The organism is Enterobacter sp. V89_11, from assembly GCF_029967775.1.
GTDB classification, from domain to species: domain Bacteria; phylum Pseudomonadota; class Gammaproteobacteria; order Enterobacterales; family Enterobacteriaceae; genus Enterobacter; species Enterobacter ludwigii.
This window is the reverse complement of record NZ_JASCAN010000009.1, coordinates 39815-53265: the sequence shown is the minus strand read 5'-3', so window position 1 is coordinate 53265 and position 13451 is coordinate 39815. Positions and strand designations below refer to the sequence as shown.

General features: G+C 56.8%; 12 protein-coding genes. 1 reads left to right on the top strand and 11 read right to left on the bottom strand.

Going from position 1 to position 13451, the window contains the following annotated elements:
• Window positions 1-85 precede the first annotated feature (85 nt).
• The 11 genes from cheZ to QLG09_RS09140 all read right to left on the bottom strand — a co-directional run bounded on the left by cheZ (window position 86) and on the right by QLG09_RS09140 (window position 11708).
• A complete protein-coding gene (cheZ, locus tag QLG09_RS09190; protein WP_013096065.1) occupies window positions 86-730 on the bottom strand; it encodes a protein phosphatase CheZ in 645 nt (214 codons plus the stop codon).
• A gap of 13 nt (window positions 731-743) precedes the next feature.
• Window positions 744-1133 carry a chemotaxis response regulator CheY gene (gene cheY / locus QLG09_RS09185; protein WP_000763862.1) on the bottom strand — a complete coding sequence of 130 codons (390 nt, stop codon included), beginning with the start codon at window positions 1131-1133 and terminating at the stop codon, window positions 744-746.
• A gap of 17 nt (window positions 1134-1150) precedes the next feature.
• Window positions 1151-2200 carry a chemotaxis response regulator protein-glutamate methylesterase gene (locus QLG09_RS09180; protein WP_014170663.1) on the bottom strand — a complete coding sequence of 350 codons (1050 nt, stop codon included), beginning with the start codon at window positions 2198-2200 and terminating at the stop codon, window positions 1151-1153.
• The gene (cheR, locus tag QLG09_RS09175; protein WP_014170664.1) at window positions 2197-3063 is read right to left on the bottom strand and encodes a protein-glutamate O-methyltransferase CheR; all 867 of its coding nucleotides are present in this window, start codon (window positions 3061-3063) and stop codon (window positions 2197-2199) included. Before cheR ends, QLG09_RS09180 begins: the two co-directional genes overlap by 4 nt.
• Window positions 3064-3082: 19 nt before the next feature.
• A complete protein-coding gene (gene tap / locus QLG09_RS09170; protein WP_032680769.1) occupies window positions 3083-4684 on the bottom strand; it encodes a methyl-accepting chemotaxis protein IV in 1602 nt (533 codons plus the stop codon).
• A gap of 44 nt (window positions 4685-4728) precedes the next feature.
• Window positions 4729-6393 (bottom strand): methyl-accepting chemotaxis protein II, encoded by a 1665-nt coding sequence (gene tar / locus QLG09_RS09165; RefSeq protein WP_020883382.1) that lies wholly within the window; start codon window positions 6391-6393, stop codon window positions 4729-4731.
• Between the two features lie 84 nt (window positions 6394-6477).
• The gene (locus QLG09_RS09160; protein WP_020883381.1) at window positions 6478-7440 is read right to left on the bottom strand and encodes a spore coat U domain-containing protein; all 963 of its coding nucleotides are present in this window, start codon (window positions 7438-7440) and stop codon (window positions 6478-6480) included.
• Window positions 7437-9821 (bottom strand): fimbria/pilus outer membrane usher protein, encoded by a 2385-nt coding sequence (locus QLG09_RS09155; protein ID WP_282488846.1) that lies wholly within the window; start codon window positions 9819-9821, stop codon window positions 7437-7439. Before QLG09_RS09155 ends, QLG09_RS09160 begins: the two co-directional genes overlap by 4 nt.
• Window positions 9797-10558 (bottom strand): molecular chaperone, encoded by a 762-nt coding sequence (locus tag QLG09_RS09150; protein ID WP_014170669.1) that lies wholly within the window; start codon window positions 10556-10558, stop codon window positions 9797-9799. The genes QLG09_RS09155 and QLG09_RS09150 overlap by 25 nt, the downstream gene beginning before the upstream one ends.
• 16 nt (window positions 10559-10574) lie before the next feature.
• Entirely contained in the window at window positions 10575-11123 is a 549-nt protein-coding gene (locus QLG09_RS09145) for a spore coat U domain-containing protein (RefSeq protein WP_025203836.1), read from the bottom strand.
• A 12-nt stretch (window positions 11124-11135) separates the two neighbouring features.
• Window positions 11136-11708: a spore coat protein U domain-containing protein gene (locus tag QLG09_RS09140; protein WP_020883378.1), complete on the bottom strand. Its 573-nt coding sequence runs from the start codon at window positions 11706-11708 to the stop codon at window positions 11136-11138.
• Between the two features lie 430 nt (window positions 11709-12138).
• On the opposite strand from QLG09_RS09140, the gene QLG09_RS09135 reads away from it, so the two are divergent.
• On the top strand, window positions 12139-13398 hold the full coding sequence (locus tag QLG09_RS09135) for a dicarboxylate/amino acid:cation symporter (protein WP_025203835.1): 1260 nt from the start codon (window positions 12139-12141) through the stop codon (window positions 13396-13398).
• Window positions 13399-13451 lie beyond the last annotated feature (53 nt).

Here is a 13451-nt window from a genome sequence, read left to right as displayed (position 1 = left end):
AGGGCCAGCCACCCCAGCGTTATGCACTCAAAATTAAGCGGCATACCCTCAGGTTGCGCACGCAACCTGAGGGTCATCACCTCAATCAGAAACCAAGGCTGTCCAGCAGGTCGTCTACCTGATCCTGGCTTGCCACAACGCCCGCTTTGGTGGCGTCGAGCTGTGGACCGTTGAGCAGGCTTTCGTTCTCGCGTTTTGGACGAGCGGCCGGTTCCGGAATGTTCTCCAGCAGTACCATCAGCAGCTGACGTTCAATTTCCTGAATCACATCCATCATGCGCTTGATAACCTGGCCCGTGAGGTCCTGGAAATCCTGCGCCATCATGATGTCCAGCAGCTGCGCGTTGGTAAAGCTGGTGTGGCCCGGCACATCGCCCAGGAACTGACGGGTATCCGTGACCAGCTCGCGGGCATCCGCCAGCTCGATTGGATTCTCAAACCACTCATCCCAGCGTTTGGTCAGCGCTTTCGCGCCTTTCTCCATCGCATCCTGATGCGGTTGTGACGCTTCAACGCTGTTCAGCGCACGTTCAGCCGCCTGAGCGGTCATCTGCACAACGTAGTCCAGACGATCGCGGGCATCCGGAATGGCTTCCGCCGCTTCAGCAATTGCCTGGTCCAGCCCCAGTTCACGCAGGCTGTCACGCAGCATGCGTGTCAGGCTGCCGATGCGGGCAATGATATCGCTGGGCGAGTGTTCTTCAACGGGTTTCATAGCAGGTTGCATCATCATAACCAACACCTCACATGCCGAGTTTCTCGAAGATCTTACCGAGCTTCTCTTCCAGGGTGGCCGCAGTGAACGGCTTCACGACATAGCCACTAGCGCCCGCCTGTGCTGCGGCAATAATGTTCTCTTTTTTCGCTTCTGCGGTCACCATCAGAACCGGCAATGACGCCATTCCCGCGTCCGCACGGATGGTTTTCAGCAGTTCCAGACCGTCCATGTTTGGCATGTTCCAGTCGGAGATAACAAAACCAAACCCGCCCGCCTGAAGTTTGTTCAGCGCATCAACGCCGTCTTCTGCTTCTTCAACGTTGTTGAAGCCCAGCTCTTTCAGCAGGTTGCGTACGATACGACGCATGGTGGAAAAGTCATCCACAACCAAAAACTTAAGCTCTTTATCCGCCATAAAATAATACTCCTGAGTCAAATACGTATTGCCTGTCCGGCACTGATTTTCGCCAGCATCTGCTGGCTTACCTGGCTAAGATCGACCACTTCGCTCACGCCACCCATATTGATGGCCTCGCGCGGCATGCCGAACACCACACAACTTGCTTCATTCTGCGCAATCGTCCAGGCGCCAGCCTGGTGCATTGCAAGCATTCCGGCGGCACCGTCGTTACCCATCCCCGTCAGGATCACCCCAACGGCGTTGCGCCCCGCATGTTTCGCCACCGAATGAAACAGCACATCCACCGACGGACGGTGCCGGTTTACCGGCGGCCCGTCATGAATTTTGATTTGATAGTTAGCGCCACTGCGCGCCAGCTCCATATGCTTGTCACCCGGGGCGATATACGCATGGCCGGGGAGTACGCGCTCACCGTCTTCCGCCTCTTTCACGCTGATCTGACACAGCTTGTTCAGACGCTCGGCGAACGAGCGGGTAAAGCCTGGCGGCATATGCTGCGTGATCAGAATACCCGGACTTGACAGCGGCAATGGCTGGAGTACATGACGAATTGCCTCTGTTCCCCCGGTTGACGCCCCAATCACCAGCAGTTTTTCCGAACTGAGTAAAGGACCGGCCTTCAGCGTTACCGGTGCATCCATCGGTTTGTGCGCGGCAAGCTTCGCACGTGACGCGGTGCGGATCTTCTCGGCGATCATTTCGCTGTACGCCAGCATCCCTTCACGAATGCCAAGCTGAGGTTTGGTGACAAAATCCACCGCCCCTAACTCCAGCGCACGCAGGGTAATTTCAGATCCTTTTCCGGTCAGGGATGAGACCATCACCACCGGCATGGGCCGCAGGCGCATCAATTTTTCCAGGAAATCAATGCCATCCATGCGCGGCATTTCGACATCCAGCGTTAACACGTCGGGGTTATATTTTTTAATTAAATCCCGCGCTACCAGCGGATCAGGCGCTGTCGCCACCATCTCCATGTCGCTGTGGCTATTGATAATTTCAGTCATGATCTGGCGCATCAGCGCAGAATCGTCGACAGACAACACCCTGATTTTACTCATGCTTTTTCCTTACTCAGCGCATATACCGTTTGCCCACGCAGGCTAAACTCACGCACGAGGTTGCTGAAGTTTTCCGAGTGCCCGGCAAACAGTAAACCGTCAGGCTTGAGCAACGGAACAAACCGACGCAGAATGTCCTGTTGCGTCGTTTTATCAAAATAGATCATGACGTTACGGCAAAAAATAGCGTCGAATGGCCCCGGCACGTTGTACTGCTTATCCAGCAGGTTAACGGGCGCGAATTCGACACAGTTCGCCAGCTCCTGGCGCACGCGCACCAGGCCTTCATGCGGGCCGGTTCCGCGCATGAAGTAACGCTGCAACTGCTGAGGTGACAGCGTTTTCAGTTCATCCTGGCGATACACGCCGTTGCGTGCCTTCTCCAGCACTTCGGTATCAATATCACTGGCGTAGACTTTCCAGCGTCCAGGCGCCATGCCCAGCGTGTCGGCAAGGGTGATCGCCAGCGAGTACGGCTCTTCCCCGGTTGAGGCGGCCGCACTCCAGACGCGATACTCCCCGCTGCGGCGACGCGCGTGCTCCGCCAGGACCGGGAAGTGGTGAGCTTCACGGAAAAATGCGGTCAGGTTGGTGGTTAACGAGTTAATAAAAGCCTGCCACTCTGCGCTGTTCTGGTTCGCTTCGAGCATGCTCAGATAGCGACCAAAATCGTCCAGCCCAAGCGTACGCAAGCGCCGCACCAGACGGTTGTAGACCATGTCTCGCTTATGATCGGCAAGCACAATCCCCGCACGCTGGTAGATTAACTGACATATCCGACGAAAATGCGCGTCGGACAGCGCGAGGCGCTGTGTCATCTGCAACAGTAATGACGTTTGCCCTGGGGGCATTGGTGATGTCATAGCGCCTTCTTAATTACATTCAGGATACAACTGGCACGGCCTGCGACCGCCCGACTTCTGTTACTGCTTCAACGTGCTCTTTCACATTAAATACCGCGACCAGCCCGGTCAGATGATCCGCCTGGCTGGCCAGCTGATCGGTTGCCGCTGCCGCTTCCTCAACTAACGAGGCGTTTTGTTGCGTGACCTGATCCATCTGGCTTACCGCCTGGGCCACCTGCTCAATTCCGCGACGCTGTTCATCGGACGCAGAAGCAATCTCGCCCATGATGTCGTTAACCCGCGTAACGGAGGTGACGATTTCGTGCATGGTTTTCGCCGCCGTGTCCACCAGGGCAGAGCCTTGCTGGACGCGTGAGACGGACTCTTCAATCAGTCCTTTAATTTCTTTCGCGGCGTTGGCGCTGCGGCTCGCCAGATTACGGACTTCACCGGCCACAACCGCAAAACCACGCCCCTGCTCACCGGCTCGTGCCGCTTCAACGGCCGCGTTCAGCGCCAGAATGTTGGTCTGGAACGCAATACCGTCAATCACGCTGATGATGTCGCCAATTTTCTGTGAACTGGCGGCAATATCCTGCATGGTACTGGCCACGTGAGAGGCCTGATCGCCCCCTTTCTTCGCCGTCATCGCCGCCTGTCTGGACAGGTCAGACGCCTGACGCGCGTTATCCGCGTTCTGGCTTACCGTCGCGGTGAGCTGCTCCATGCTGGCAGCCGTTTGCGCCAGCGAAGCTGCCTGCTGCTCGGTGCGCGATGAGAGATCGTTATTGCCTGCCGCAATCTCCGAGATCCCGGTGTGCATGGCATAACTGCCCTGTCGCACATCGGAGACCGTTTCCCGCAGGGCGCCCTGCATCGCCTTCAGGCTGGCAAAAATCGCCGAAATTTCGTTCTTGCCGTACACCGCCACCGGACGCGCCAGGTTACCCTTCGCAATACTGTCGAAGTGGCTGCTGACGATCGCCAGCGGTTGCACAATCATTCTGCGCGACCAGTACAGGGCACCGCCGGTCAGCAGCACCGCCAGAATCACCACCACGGCAAAAATCACGCCTGACATATGGTAGTTTTTACGGCTGTCATTCCCGGCGCGTTGGACAAACTGGTTAATGTTCTGCTGCCAGGCATTAAAGCTCGCATCAAACGCCGCCTGGGACGCCTGGACCGGCGCGGTCATAAAGTCCGAGAGCTGGTTGTTCTCAAGCCAGGTCGCCTGGTGATCCAGGTCGCTGTGCCACTGATCAAAACGCTTCTTCATCGCGACTTTCAGCGCTTTCACTTCCGCGCTGCCGGCGTCCTGTGCCGCGAAGGCGTTAAACTGCGCGTCAGCCAGCTTCAGGCTGTCGCGCGCGGTCACCATCAACGCCTTGATGTCATCCGGCGGATAACTCAGGGCGGTTAAGGTTCCCGCTTTGTTCAGCGCCGTGCTTGCCTGCAACAGTACGGCGCGCGTCTGTGCCACGGCGGCGCGCTGCTGGTTACTCGCCTCAACTTCCTGCAAATTCTGATAGCCATCGCGAAACGCCCAAAAAGACAACCCGTTACTGCCAACCTGCAACACACCGCAAAGGATCAGAATCAAAAACAGTGTGGTCGAGATACGAATACGATTTAACATCCACGCTCCCATCATGCGGCAAGCAGCCGCGGTTTAAATGTCAGTCAAAATGTTTCCCAGTTTTCATGTCCGGTCGTCGCTGCAGGTTTACGGGTCGCTGCCGCTGCTGCGGCAGGCGCGAGATACGTTGCTTGCGGGGTGACCGTGTTTCCAGCGAGTGAAGCGAGACGAAACGCCGAGACGGCCATCTTCAGACGGCTTGCCTGGTCTTCCAGCGCAGCGGCCGCCGCAGCGGACTCCTGCACCAGCGCGGCGTTTTGTTGTGTCACGCGATCCATTTCCGATACCGCCAGAGCAACCTGGTCGATACCACGACTCTGCTCATCCGACGCAGAGGCGATTTCACCCATGATGTCCGTTACGCGGGTAACGGCATTCACGATGTCATTCATGGTTTCCCCTGCGCTTTCTACCAGCACGGAGCCGGTATCGACGCGGGAAACGGAGTCTTCAATCAGGGCCTTGATCTCTTTCGCCGCGTTGGCACTGCGGCTGGCAAGGTTGCGCACTTCCCCGGCCACCACGGCAAACCCGCGCCCCTGCTCGCCCGCACGTGCGGCTTCAACGGCGGCGTTGAGGGCGAGGATATTGGTCTGGAAAGCGATGCCGTCGATAACGCTAATGATGTCGGCGATTTTCTTCGAACTGTCGGCGATTTCGTGCATGGTTTTCACCACGCCGTCCACCACACGACCGCCTCGCTGCGCCGTTTCGGACGCGCTTTCCGCCAGCTGTGAGGCCTGACGGGCGTTGTCCGCGTTCTGCTTCACGGTCGCGGTAAGTTGCTCCATGCTGGCGGCGGTCTCTTCGAGCGCCGACGCCTGCTGTTCGGTGCGCGACGACAGATCGTTGTTGCCCATCGCAATTTCGCTGGTACCGGTATAAATGGCTTCCGATCCGTTACGCACGTTGGCGACGGTCTCAATTAGCGAGCGCTGCATATGATCAACGCTGTTTGCCAGCTCGGTAATTTCATTGCGCCCGGAGACGGTCAGCGTTTTGGTCAGGTCACCACCGGCAATCTCGCGAATGTGGGCAATGACGCGACCGAGAGGATTAAGCAGGATGTGACGAATGCCGTACCACACGCCCACCAGCACGATGACCAGCGCCAGCGCCATGACGGCCATCTGCCATTTGGCAAAGCGGTAATCATTCTGGCTTTGCGTAAAGGCCGAGTGATACAGGTCGCCACTGGCTTTGGCATATTCCCCGAGTGCCGCACCAAGGGCGTTTTGCATCCCCTGGGTAGGTTGCGCGAAATACGCGTCCATGTTGCCGCTTTCCAGGAACTGAATAAGCTCCGTCAGACCGGCATAGTAGGCGTTGTACTTTTCATCGATATTCTGGCTCACCTGCGCCATGGCAGGCTGTGGCGTGATTTTCTTAAAGGCGTCGTAGTGTTTCGCGGCGTCAGCAAGGGTCGCCCGCGCATTTTTCAGCAGTTCCGTTTTCGCACTGCTCTGCTGATTATTTGGATCCATCATCATGCGGGCGGAAGAGCGGCTCAGGTTGATACGCGTTTGCAGCATCAGATCCCACGTCGACGTCAGTTCACTCTGCTGTACGCGGAGATCGTTCGAGGCGGCGAAACTGTCCTGGTTTTGTTTAAGTGACGAGAAAAAAAGCCCGCCGGAGGTAAGCTGAAGAAGTGCGAAAATGACCAGCACCATCATAAGCATTGTGACAACGCGGATACGGTTCAACATACAACACCTTCTCATAGATTTATTAACGGTGTTATCGGCACTGACTACAGGAACTTTACATTTGAGAAAGGGAAAAGCGCGGGGTTAAAACGCAACGTCAACGATCAACGTGTCGGTGTAGGTGCCGGCAGGCGGCGTAGACTGGCTGGTAAGGACTTTGGCAGTGTAGTTGTAGGTTCGCAATAAACCGTCGGTACTGACCTGCGATGAGGTTGCGCTGGTCCAGCGCTCGGTACCGCTGCCACCCCAGCGGTTGGTCGTGGCTTCTTTATAAATGTCGTAACTCATGTAGTTACTGCCGCTCACCATGCGGCGAACATTATTCAGCGCGTTGGCTCCATTATTAATTCCGATAGTGTAAGTGCTTCCTTTGGTACAGGTGACGGCAATCGCCTGCGAGACAGTGGGGAAACTTTGCACCAGCGGCGCACTGTTGAAGTTGACGTCAGGCGTGGTCATGGCGCTGCAGTCGTTGGTAACGGTCATGTTGAGAAGAATACTGGTGGTCGCCGTGCCTGTCTGGGGAACGGTGCAAAGGCCCAGCACGCCCACGGAACAGACGCTGTAGTTGATGCTGAAGGTGAGCAGCACCTGATAGGGCCCGGCTGTGACGTTTTGTCCGGCAACGGTGCGGAAATAAAGCGGAATGCTGTACTGTTTTGACCCCAGTAATCCCAGCAGGGTGTTGCCGCTCCAGGTATAAGCTTTGCTGATTTGCACTTCGCTGTTGCTCGAACACCCCGTTAACCCGCACAACCGGGTGGGGATCACATCCGTGATGGCCGCATTGTCGGTGCGTTTCATGGTGGCACGGCTGTTGCCTGAAACCGACGCTGCGGTGTAGTTCAGCGTCACCGAGTCGTTGGTCAGAAGATTGAGCACAGCGTCGCATGCCACGATCAGCCTGCCGGTGGTTTCGACCTCCCCGGTTCCGCTGAGCGCGAACGAGGTGACGCTACCAAATGACGCATTTACCGTACTGACGGTACACGCCGCCCAGCCGCCGCCGGAAAACAGCAGCAGCATCAACAGCAGTAAGCGCTTCACCGTTCCTCCCGGCAAATCAGCGGTCCGTATGTCTGCAGTTTATGTTCCGGATTGGCCCCCACGGTCAGCGTGGCCGAGCAGTGTTTTCCGTCTGGCGTAATCACCTCAAGCGGGTTCACATCGCTGAGATTTTCCAGCCAGGCGATGCCGTCATACCCCACCACCGCATTGTTGCGCGAGGCGCGTCGAACCTGGCTTCCCACCGGGATAGCCTGCCCCTGTTTGTCATGCAGAATGACGCTTGCCACCCGCTCCTGCTCCATCGGGAAATCGACCAGATAACCGCTGTGGCGGCGAATAGCGATCCGCCGCTCTGTCTCTTTCAGCCGGGTATCCGCGGGCAGATTCAGGGTATCAATGCGATAACTGGCCGGGTAATAAGCCGATACCCCGCTGACCAGCAGGTAGCCGTTATTGTTCGTTTTGCCGACCGGCTGGTTCTCATAGCTGACGGGAACGTCCGGGTGACCGTCGGTGCTGATCACCACAAACGCATCGTTGATTTTGTTTGCCGCAAACAGCTCGCCGTCCATCAGCACAATCGCGCCCATCGCCTCTCCCCACCAGGTCATCATGTCCCTTTCGCCATAACCACCGCCCTGAAGTTCGATGTTGTTATTGCGCCAGCCCAGCGTTCCCTGCTGATAATCATTGGCTTTCGACTGGTTGGCCCATGCCATGTTCCAGCTAAAGCCACCGTCGGAAGGCATGGAGTGGTTGTAGTTGATACGCTGCGTGCTGCCGGCATCTGGCGTGTTTTCATAGGTTACGGCGGCACTGTCACGCTCTCCCAGCGGCACCTGAAGCGACATGGCCACCGTCCAGTCTCCCCGCTGCTGATCGCGGCTTGCGGCCAGATAAATACTGCTCGCCCCCCACAAATTGCGGCTCCAGGAGAGATTCAGCAGTTCGGTTTTTTGGTTGTCAAAGCTCTCCACGCCGATCCACGCAGCACCGAGACTGCCATACTCGCCCAGGTTAAAGGTGAGAGAATACTGGTCGGTGTTGCGACTAAAACTGGCGATGGGCCGGTCATTTTCGTCATAGACCGTCGGTTGGTCGTAGAGGGCGAGGTTGCCAAAGTCGCGATCGCGCCGCGTATGCTGTGTCGCTACACTATATTCACTGGTACTGTACTGATAGCCCCAGTTGATTTGCCCGCCATTATCTCCACGCATGCGGCTTTGAGAGTACGCGGTATTCACGACGCCAAACCGACCCAATTTAACCACCGTCCCCATCCCGCCCAGCGCCAGCGCTTCTGCCCCTTCGGCATGGCCCTCCAGCGTCAACCAGTCCGTAACGCCGTAGCGATACGACCCACTACCCGCCGCCGGGCCGTAGTCAAAATTCTTGATGCCGTAATTACGCCGCAGGCTGCCGAGCGTCACCGCCCCGTCGCTCAGGCCTTGTTTCAGCAATTCGCTGGTGACGTAAAACGGCAGCGTGGTACTCACCTGGCGGCCCAGCGCATCGGTGGTGACCAGTACCGCGTCCCCTGCTCCGTTGATATAGGGCAGATTGGTCAGGGTGAACGGTCCCGGCTGAAGCTGGGTCGAGCCGGAACGATAGCCATTGATAAAGAGATCCACCGAGGTGGGAACCGCCGCTTCACCCGAGAACTCTGGCAGTGGCCAGGTCACGAGGTCAGGACGCAGGGAGAAATCCCGCCCGTAGCTGATCCCGCCCATGCGCACGCTAGTACTCCAGCTCAGGGCATCGCTGATCACATCCCCGGCGGTCCAGGTCGTTGCCTCGTCCTCGTTCGTCATCAGAAGCGTCGTGTCATAGCGCACATACCCTTCCTGCTGACCGTCGTTTCCGGTGAAATTTTCCCGGGCATAGCCGGTTGAAGAAAAGGAGCCGTTCTCATTGAAGTAGCGGAATTCATGCCAGAGCGAGGCCTGTCCGCCGACATGTTCCGTATGGTTGGTGTAGAGATCGTAATTGAGCAGCGCTCCACGCCCGAAGTGTGGTTTGCTTTGTGACATTTGTCCGCTGAAAGGGGTCACGCGTGAGGCGACCCAGTCGGCCGGAACGCCCAGCAGCAGACGCTGCGCCGCGCTGTCGTACTCTACGCGCACCTGCGGCAGGGTAGAAAGGTTCACGTCTCCGGCAGGCACATGCTCCGGCGGAAGCCCTGCCCGCAGCAGGTCGGCGCTGGAAATAAAGAATGCCCCCTCGCGCTGCGTCACGGGCACCACCATACCGGTGTCGTAGTGATTCAACACAATCGAGAGCTGAAAGACCGCTTCGCCGTTCAACGCCTGAGCCTGCGGCGGCGGCGGTAAACTGTCATCGCCGGGCTCAGCCCAGGTGCTGGTACTGACACAGAGCAGGATCATCATCGCCGGTTTCAGTTGACGGGCGTCGACTGCCATTGCGTATCCCTGGCATTAATCTGCGCGCTCAGCCGGTCTGGCTGACCTATTCCGGCCGGGATTGACCAGGTGCGGGTGCTGCCCGCAAGAACATACCCGAGTAATCCGTCTGCAACCGTCCGCTTCTGCCCGCCCTGCTCCAGCGCCACCTGGCTGAGTTTGACGTGCACATCCCCCTGATTACGGACCTCCAGGGCAGGATGTCCCTTCTCCTGCGTCACCCGCCAGCTCAGATTTTTGGTCTCCACCAGCGCATGATGTGCCCCCTCTTTGAGGGTCGGGATCCCCTGTCCATAAACGAACAAAGGAATGGAGTAGCGCATTTGCAATTTCAGGCCAATGGCCGGCTCGGCTTTGGCATCCGGCTGGGGGATTTCATCCACAATAATGCGGTAGGCCTGTTCGACGCCGAGCGGCACCGTACCCTGCTTAATCAGACGAATAAGCTGCTTACTGCCTTTGCCAATGGTGACGATGGGCGGGCTGGCCACCACGTCCTGCTGTGCGGAGTAGCGTTCATAACCGCCCTCCTGCTTCCAGCGCACAATGCGGACCTGCATTGTCGTTGCGCTGTTCCCCTGATTCTGGATCCATAATTCAGTGGCTTTGGCATCCGCTGACAGCCACGGATCGATGGGCCACAACAGAATGGTTGCCGCCGCCTGCGCCTGGCCTGTCGCCGCAGCCATTCCCCCCAACAAACTTACCAGACAAAGGTGTCTGAAAAATGGCTTCATCGACTGTCTCCCTTTATCACCATGACAAGGTCACGGTGAGCTGATCAGAATACGTTCCTGCCGGGCTAAACCCGGTCAGCAGCGCCACGCCAAAAAGCGGCAGCGCAATGTTATTACTGTTGGTATAGGTCACCGGTATTGCCTGATTGACGCCAATTTCGCTGTTCGCCGCCAGCGAACTGCTGCTGTAAAGGCGATATCCCACCACTTCCGTTCCCCCTGAGCGCTTCATACGCCGAACGGAGGAGTAATTCTGTCCGCCGTTAATACTCATACTCAGCGCCACGCCGGGCGTGCAGGCGATGGACAAGGCCCCGTTAGGCACAAAACTGGTGCTCACCGGGGCACTTTCCACCCCGTTGTGGGTACCGAAATCGAGCGTACCGAAAACTCCTCCGCTGCCCGTGGATACCGCGCACCCGGGCACAATGGTCGCGCTGACCTTAAATGACTGGGACGTCACAGCACCCGCCGCAGGCACCAGCATCAGGCAGACGATCAGCGCGTACAAAGGGTGCACGATCCCCTCCGCGCTGTTGCGCAGACGCAAAATGGATGCCTTCATGGCTGCGTGAAACTAGTAGGTGACGCTGACGTTAATCGTGTCGGTGTAGGTACCCGGAACGACCGTAACGCTGTTACCGCCCCCGGTAATGCGCCCGTAAAGTGTGTAACTGTCGATGCCCCCGGCGGTTGACGCTATTGGCAGTGCCGCGTTGTTGGCAACGACGTTGTTAAATCCGCTGTCGCTATACAGGCTGTAAGCCACACCCTGTGCAGCATTTGTGGTGTTGACCAGATAGCGCGCAGGCGTGCCTGGCGTCCCCACAACGGTACCCGGCGCGGTGGAGTTGGTATTCCCGGTGATCGCCACCGTATAGCTGGCGGTCGTACATTGAATGGTGAACGTGTTACCGCCGCTGGCACCGGTCAGCTGCGTCGTCAGGGTGGAAAACGTTGCGGGATGGGTGCCGAAATCCAGGGTCCCGAAGTTAATGCCATTTTGCGTGGGCGAGCCGTTTATCAGACAACCGTTCGTCAGGGTTAACGTCGCGCCAATAGTACCGCTGCTGGTCACCGCCAGCGCCTGTTGGGCTGTTGTCGCCGTCAGCAACGTGCCTGCACAGATCAAAAGGAGTTTTCTTTTCATTTACCACCCTCCAGAAGACATTTCCGTTCGCTTGCCACATTTTATTTTTGCTGTTCAAGATGTTAGCCCCACTTAACGTTCCTCTTCCGGGGGTTATTGAGAATTTAGTTTATGGATACCGCTTCGACCACCCGCGCCGCGGAGGGCAAGACTAATGGCTTATTGACTGAATATTTATTTTTAAAACAGGATGTTAATACTTTGTAAATGCCTTATTTCTCGTATACGCAGAGGATATATCCATTGAAATGTGATCTGCATCACAATATATCGTCGAGGCGTTAACAACAAAATTAATAAAAATTAAAAACTAGTTGTATCTCCCTCCGCTTTACTTCAATTTATGTGCCGAATAATTTCCTGCGTCGTAATAAAAAATCTATATACATCGGCGCAGACGGCAACCAAAGCGCATAGAGGGTCTTTTTTCGTGGCAAGTGCAAACAAACTCACACTCTTCATCGTGATATTCATGCTGGCGGGTATTCTTTCAGGGGCGGCGATTCATGAGTATGCCTCTGCGGATGCTATCAAAGCATGGTCGGATAACATCACGCTGCTGACCGATATTTTCCTGCGTCTGATTAAAATGGTTATTGCGCCACTGGTCTTCAGCACGCTGACCGTGGGCATTATGAAACTGGGTGAAACCTCCACCATTGGTCGCGTGGGCGGCAAAGCGATGGTGTGGTTTATTAGCTCATCCGTGCTTTCCATTCTGGTGGGACTGTTTATCGTCACGCTGGAACGTCCGGGCAGCGGCCTGAACCTGGCTATCCCGAAAGAGGCGGTAGACACCGGCCTTGCGGTGGGGGGGATGACGCTGAAAGCGTTCTTGTCCCATACCATTCCGACCAGTATCGCCGGTGCGATGGCGAACAATGAAATCCTGCAGATTGTGGTCTTCTCTATGTTCTTCGGCATCGCCGGCGCGTCGCTGGGGCAAAAATTCAATGCCCCGCTGGTGGCCGCGCTGGATGTGGTCTCCCATATCATGCTCAAGGTGACGGGTTACGTGATGTACGTCGCCCCGCTGGCCATTTTCGCCGCCATCTCCTCAGTTATTGCCACTCAGGGTCTGGGCATTCTGCTGAACTACGCCTCCTTTATTGGCGGCTACTACGTGGCAATCCTTCTCACCTGCATGGTGCTGCTGGCCGTCGGCTATATGGTGCTGAAGAAAGAGGTGTTCCGCCTGGTCAGCATGCTGAAGGACCCGGTGCTGGTGGCGTTTACCACCAGCAGTTCAGAAGCGGCGTATCCAAAAACGCTGGAACAGCTTGAGCGTTTTGGTTGCTCGCGCAATATCGCCTCTTTCGTTCTGCCGATCGGTTACTCCTTTAACCTGGTGGGCTCTATGGTGTATTGCTCTTTCGCCTCGATGTTTATCGCCCAGGCGTACAATATTCACCTGAGCTTCACCGAAGTGACCGTGCTGATGCTGACGCTGATGCTGGCTTCAAAAGGGATTGCGGGGGTGCCTCGTTCGTCGCTGGTGGTGCTGGCGGCAACCATCCCGAGTTTCAATATTCCGGTGGCGGGTATTTTGCTGCTGATGGGGATCGATCATTTCCTGGATATGGGACGTTCAGCGATTAACGTGCTGGGTAACGGTATTGCGACTGCGATGCTGTCGCAAAATGAAGGGGCGCGTGAAGCAGAGACTGAGCTGGTAGAGCAGGAAGCATAACGGGTTGGCGGCATGGTTTCGTTCACCATAAGACCAGCAGAAAATACTACGTC

What these genes read in the sequence shown, in the direction of transcription:
- tar (WP_020883382.1), bottom strand. Translation starts at nt 6,393, where the DNA reads ATGTTGAACCGTATCCGCGTTGTCACAATGCTTATGATGGTGCTGGTC.
- QLG09_RS09140 (WP_020883378.1), bottom strand. Translation starts at nt 11,708, where the DNA reads ATGAAAAGAAAACTCCTTTTGATCTGTGCAGGCACGTTGCTGACGGCG.
- QLG09_RS09145 (WP_025203836.1), bottom strand. Translation starts at nt 11,123, where the DNA reads ATGAAGGCATCCATTTTGCGTCTGCGCAACAGCGCGGAGGGGATCGTG.
- QLG09_RS09155 (WP_282488846.1), bottom strand. Translation starts at nt 9,821, where the DNA reads ATGGCAGTCGACGCCCGTCAACTGAAACCGGCGATGATGATCCTGCTC.
- cheR (WP_014170664.1), bottom strand. Translation starts at nt 3,063, where the DNA reads ATGACATCACCAATGCCCCCAGGGCAAACGTCATTACTGTTGCAGATG.
- cheZ (WP_013096065.1), bottom strand. Translation starts at nt 730, where the DNA reads ATGATGCAACCTGCTATGAAACCCGTTGAAGAACACTCGCCCAGCGAT.
- QLG09_RS09150 (WP_014170669.1), bottom strand. Translation starts at nt 10,558, where the DNA reads ATGAAGCCATTTTTCAGACACCTTTGTCTGGTAAGTTTGTTGGGGGGA.
- cheY (WP_000763862.1), bottom strand. Translation starts at nt 1,133, where the DNA reads ATGGCGGATAAAGAGCTTAAGTTTTTGGTTGTGGATGACTTTTCCACC.
- QLG09_RS09180 (WP_014170663.1), bottom strand. Translation starts at nt 2,200, where the DNA reads ATGAGTAAAATCAGGGTGTTGTCTGTCGACGATTCTGCGCTGATGCGC.
- tap (WP_032680769.1), bottom strand. Translation starts at nt 4,684, where the DNA reads ATGTTAAATCGTATTCGTATCTCGACCACACTGTTTTTGATTCTGATC.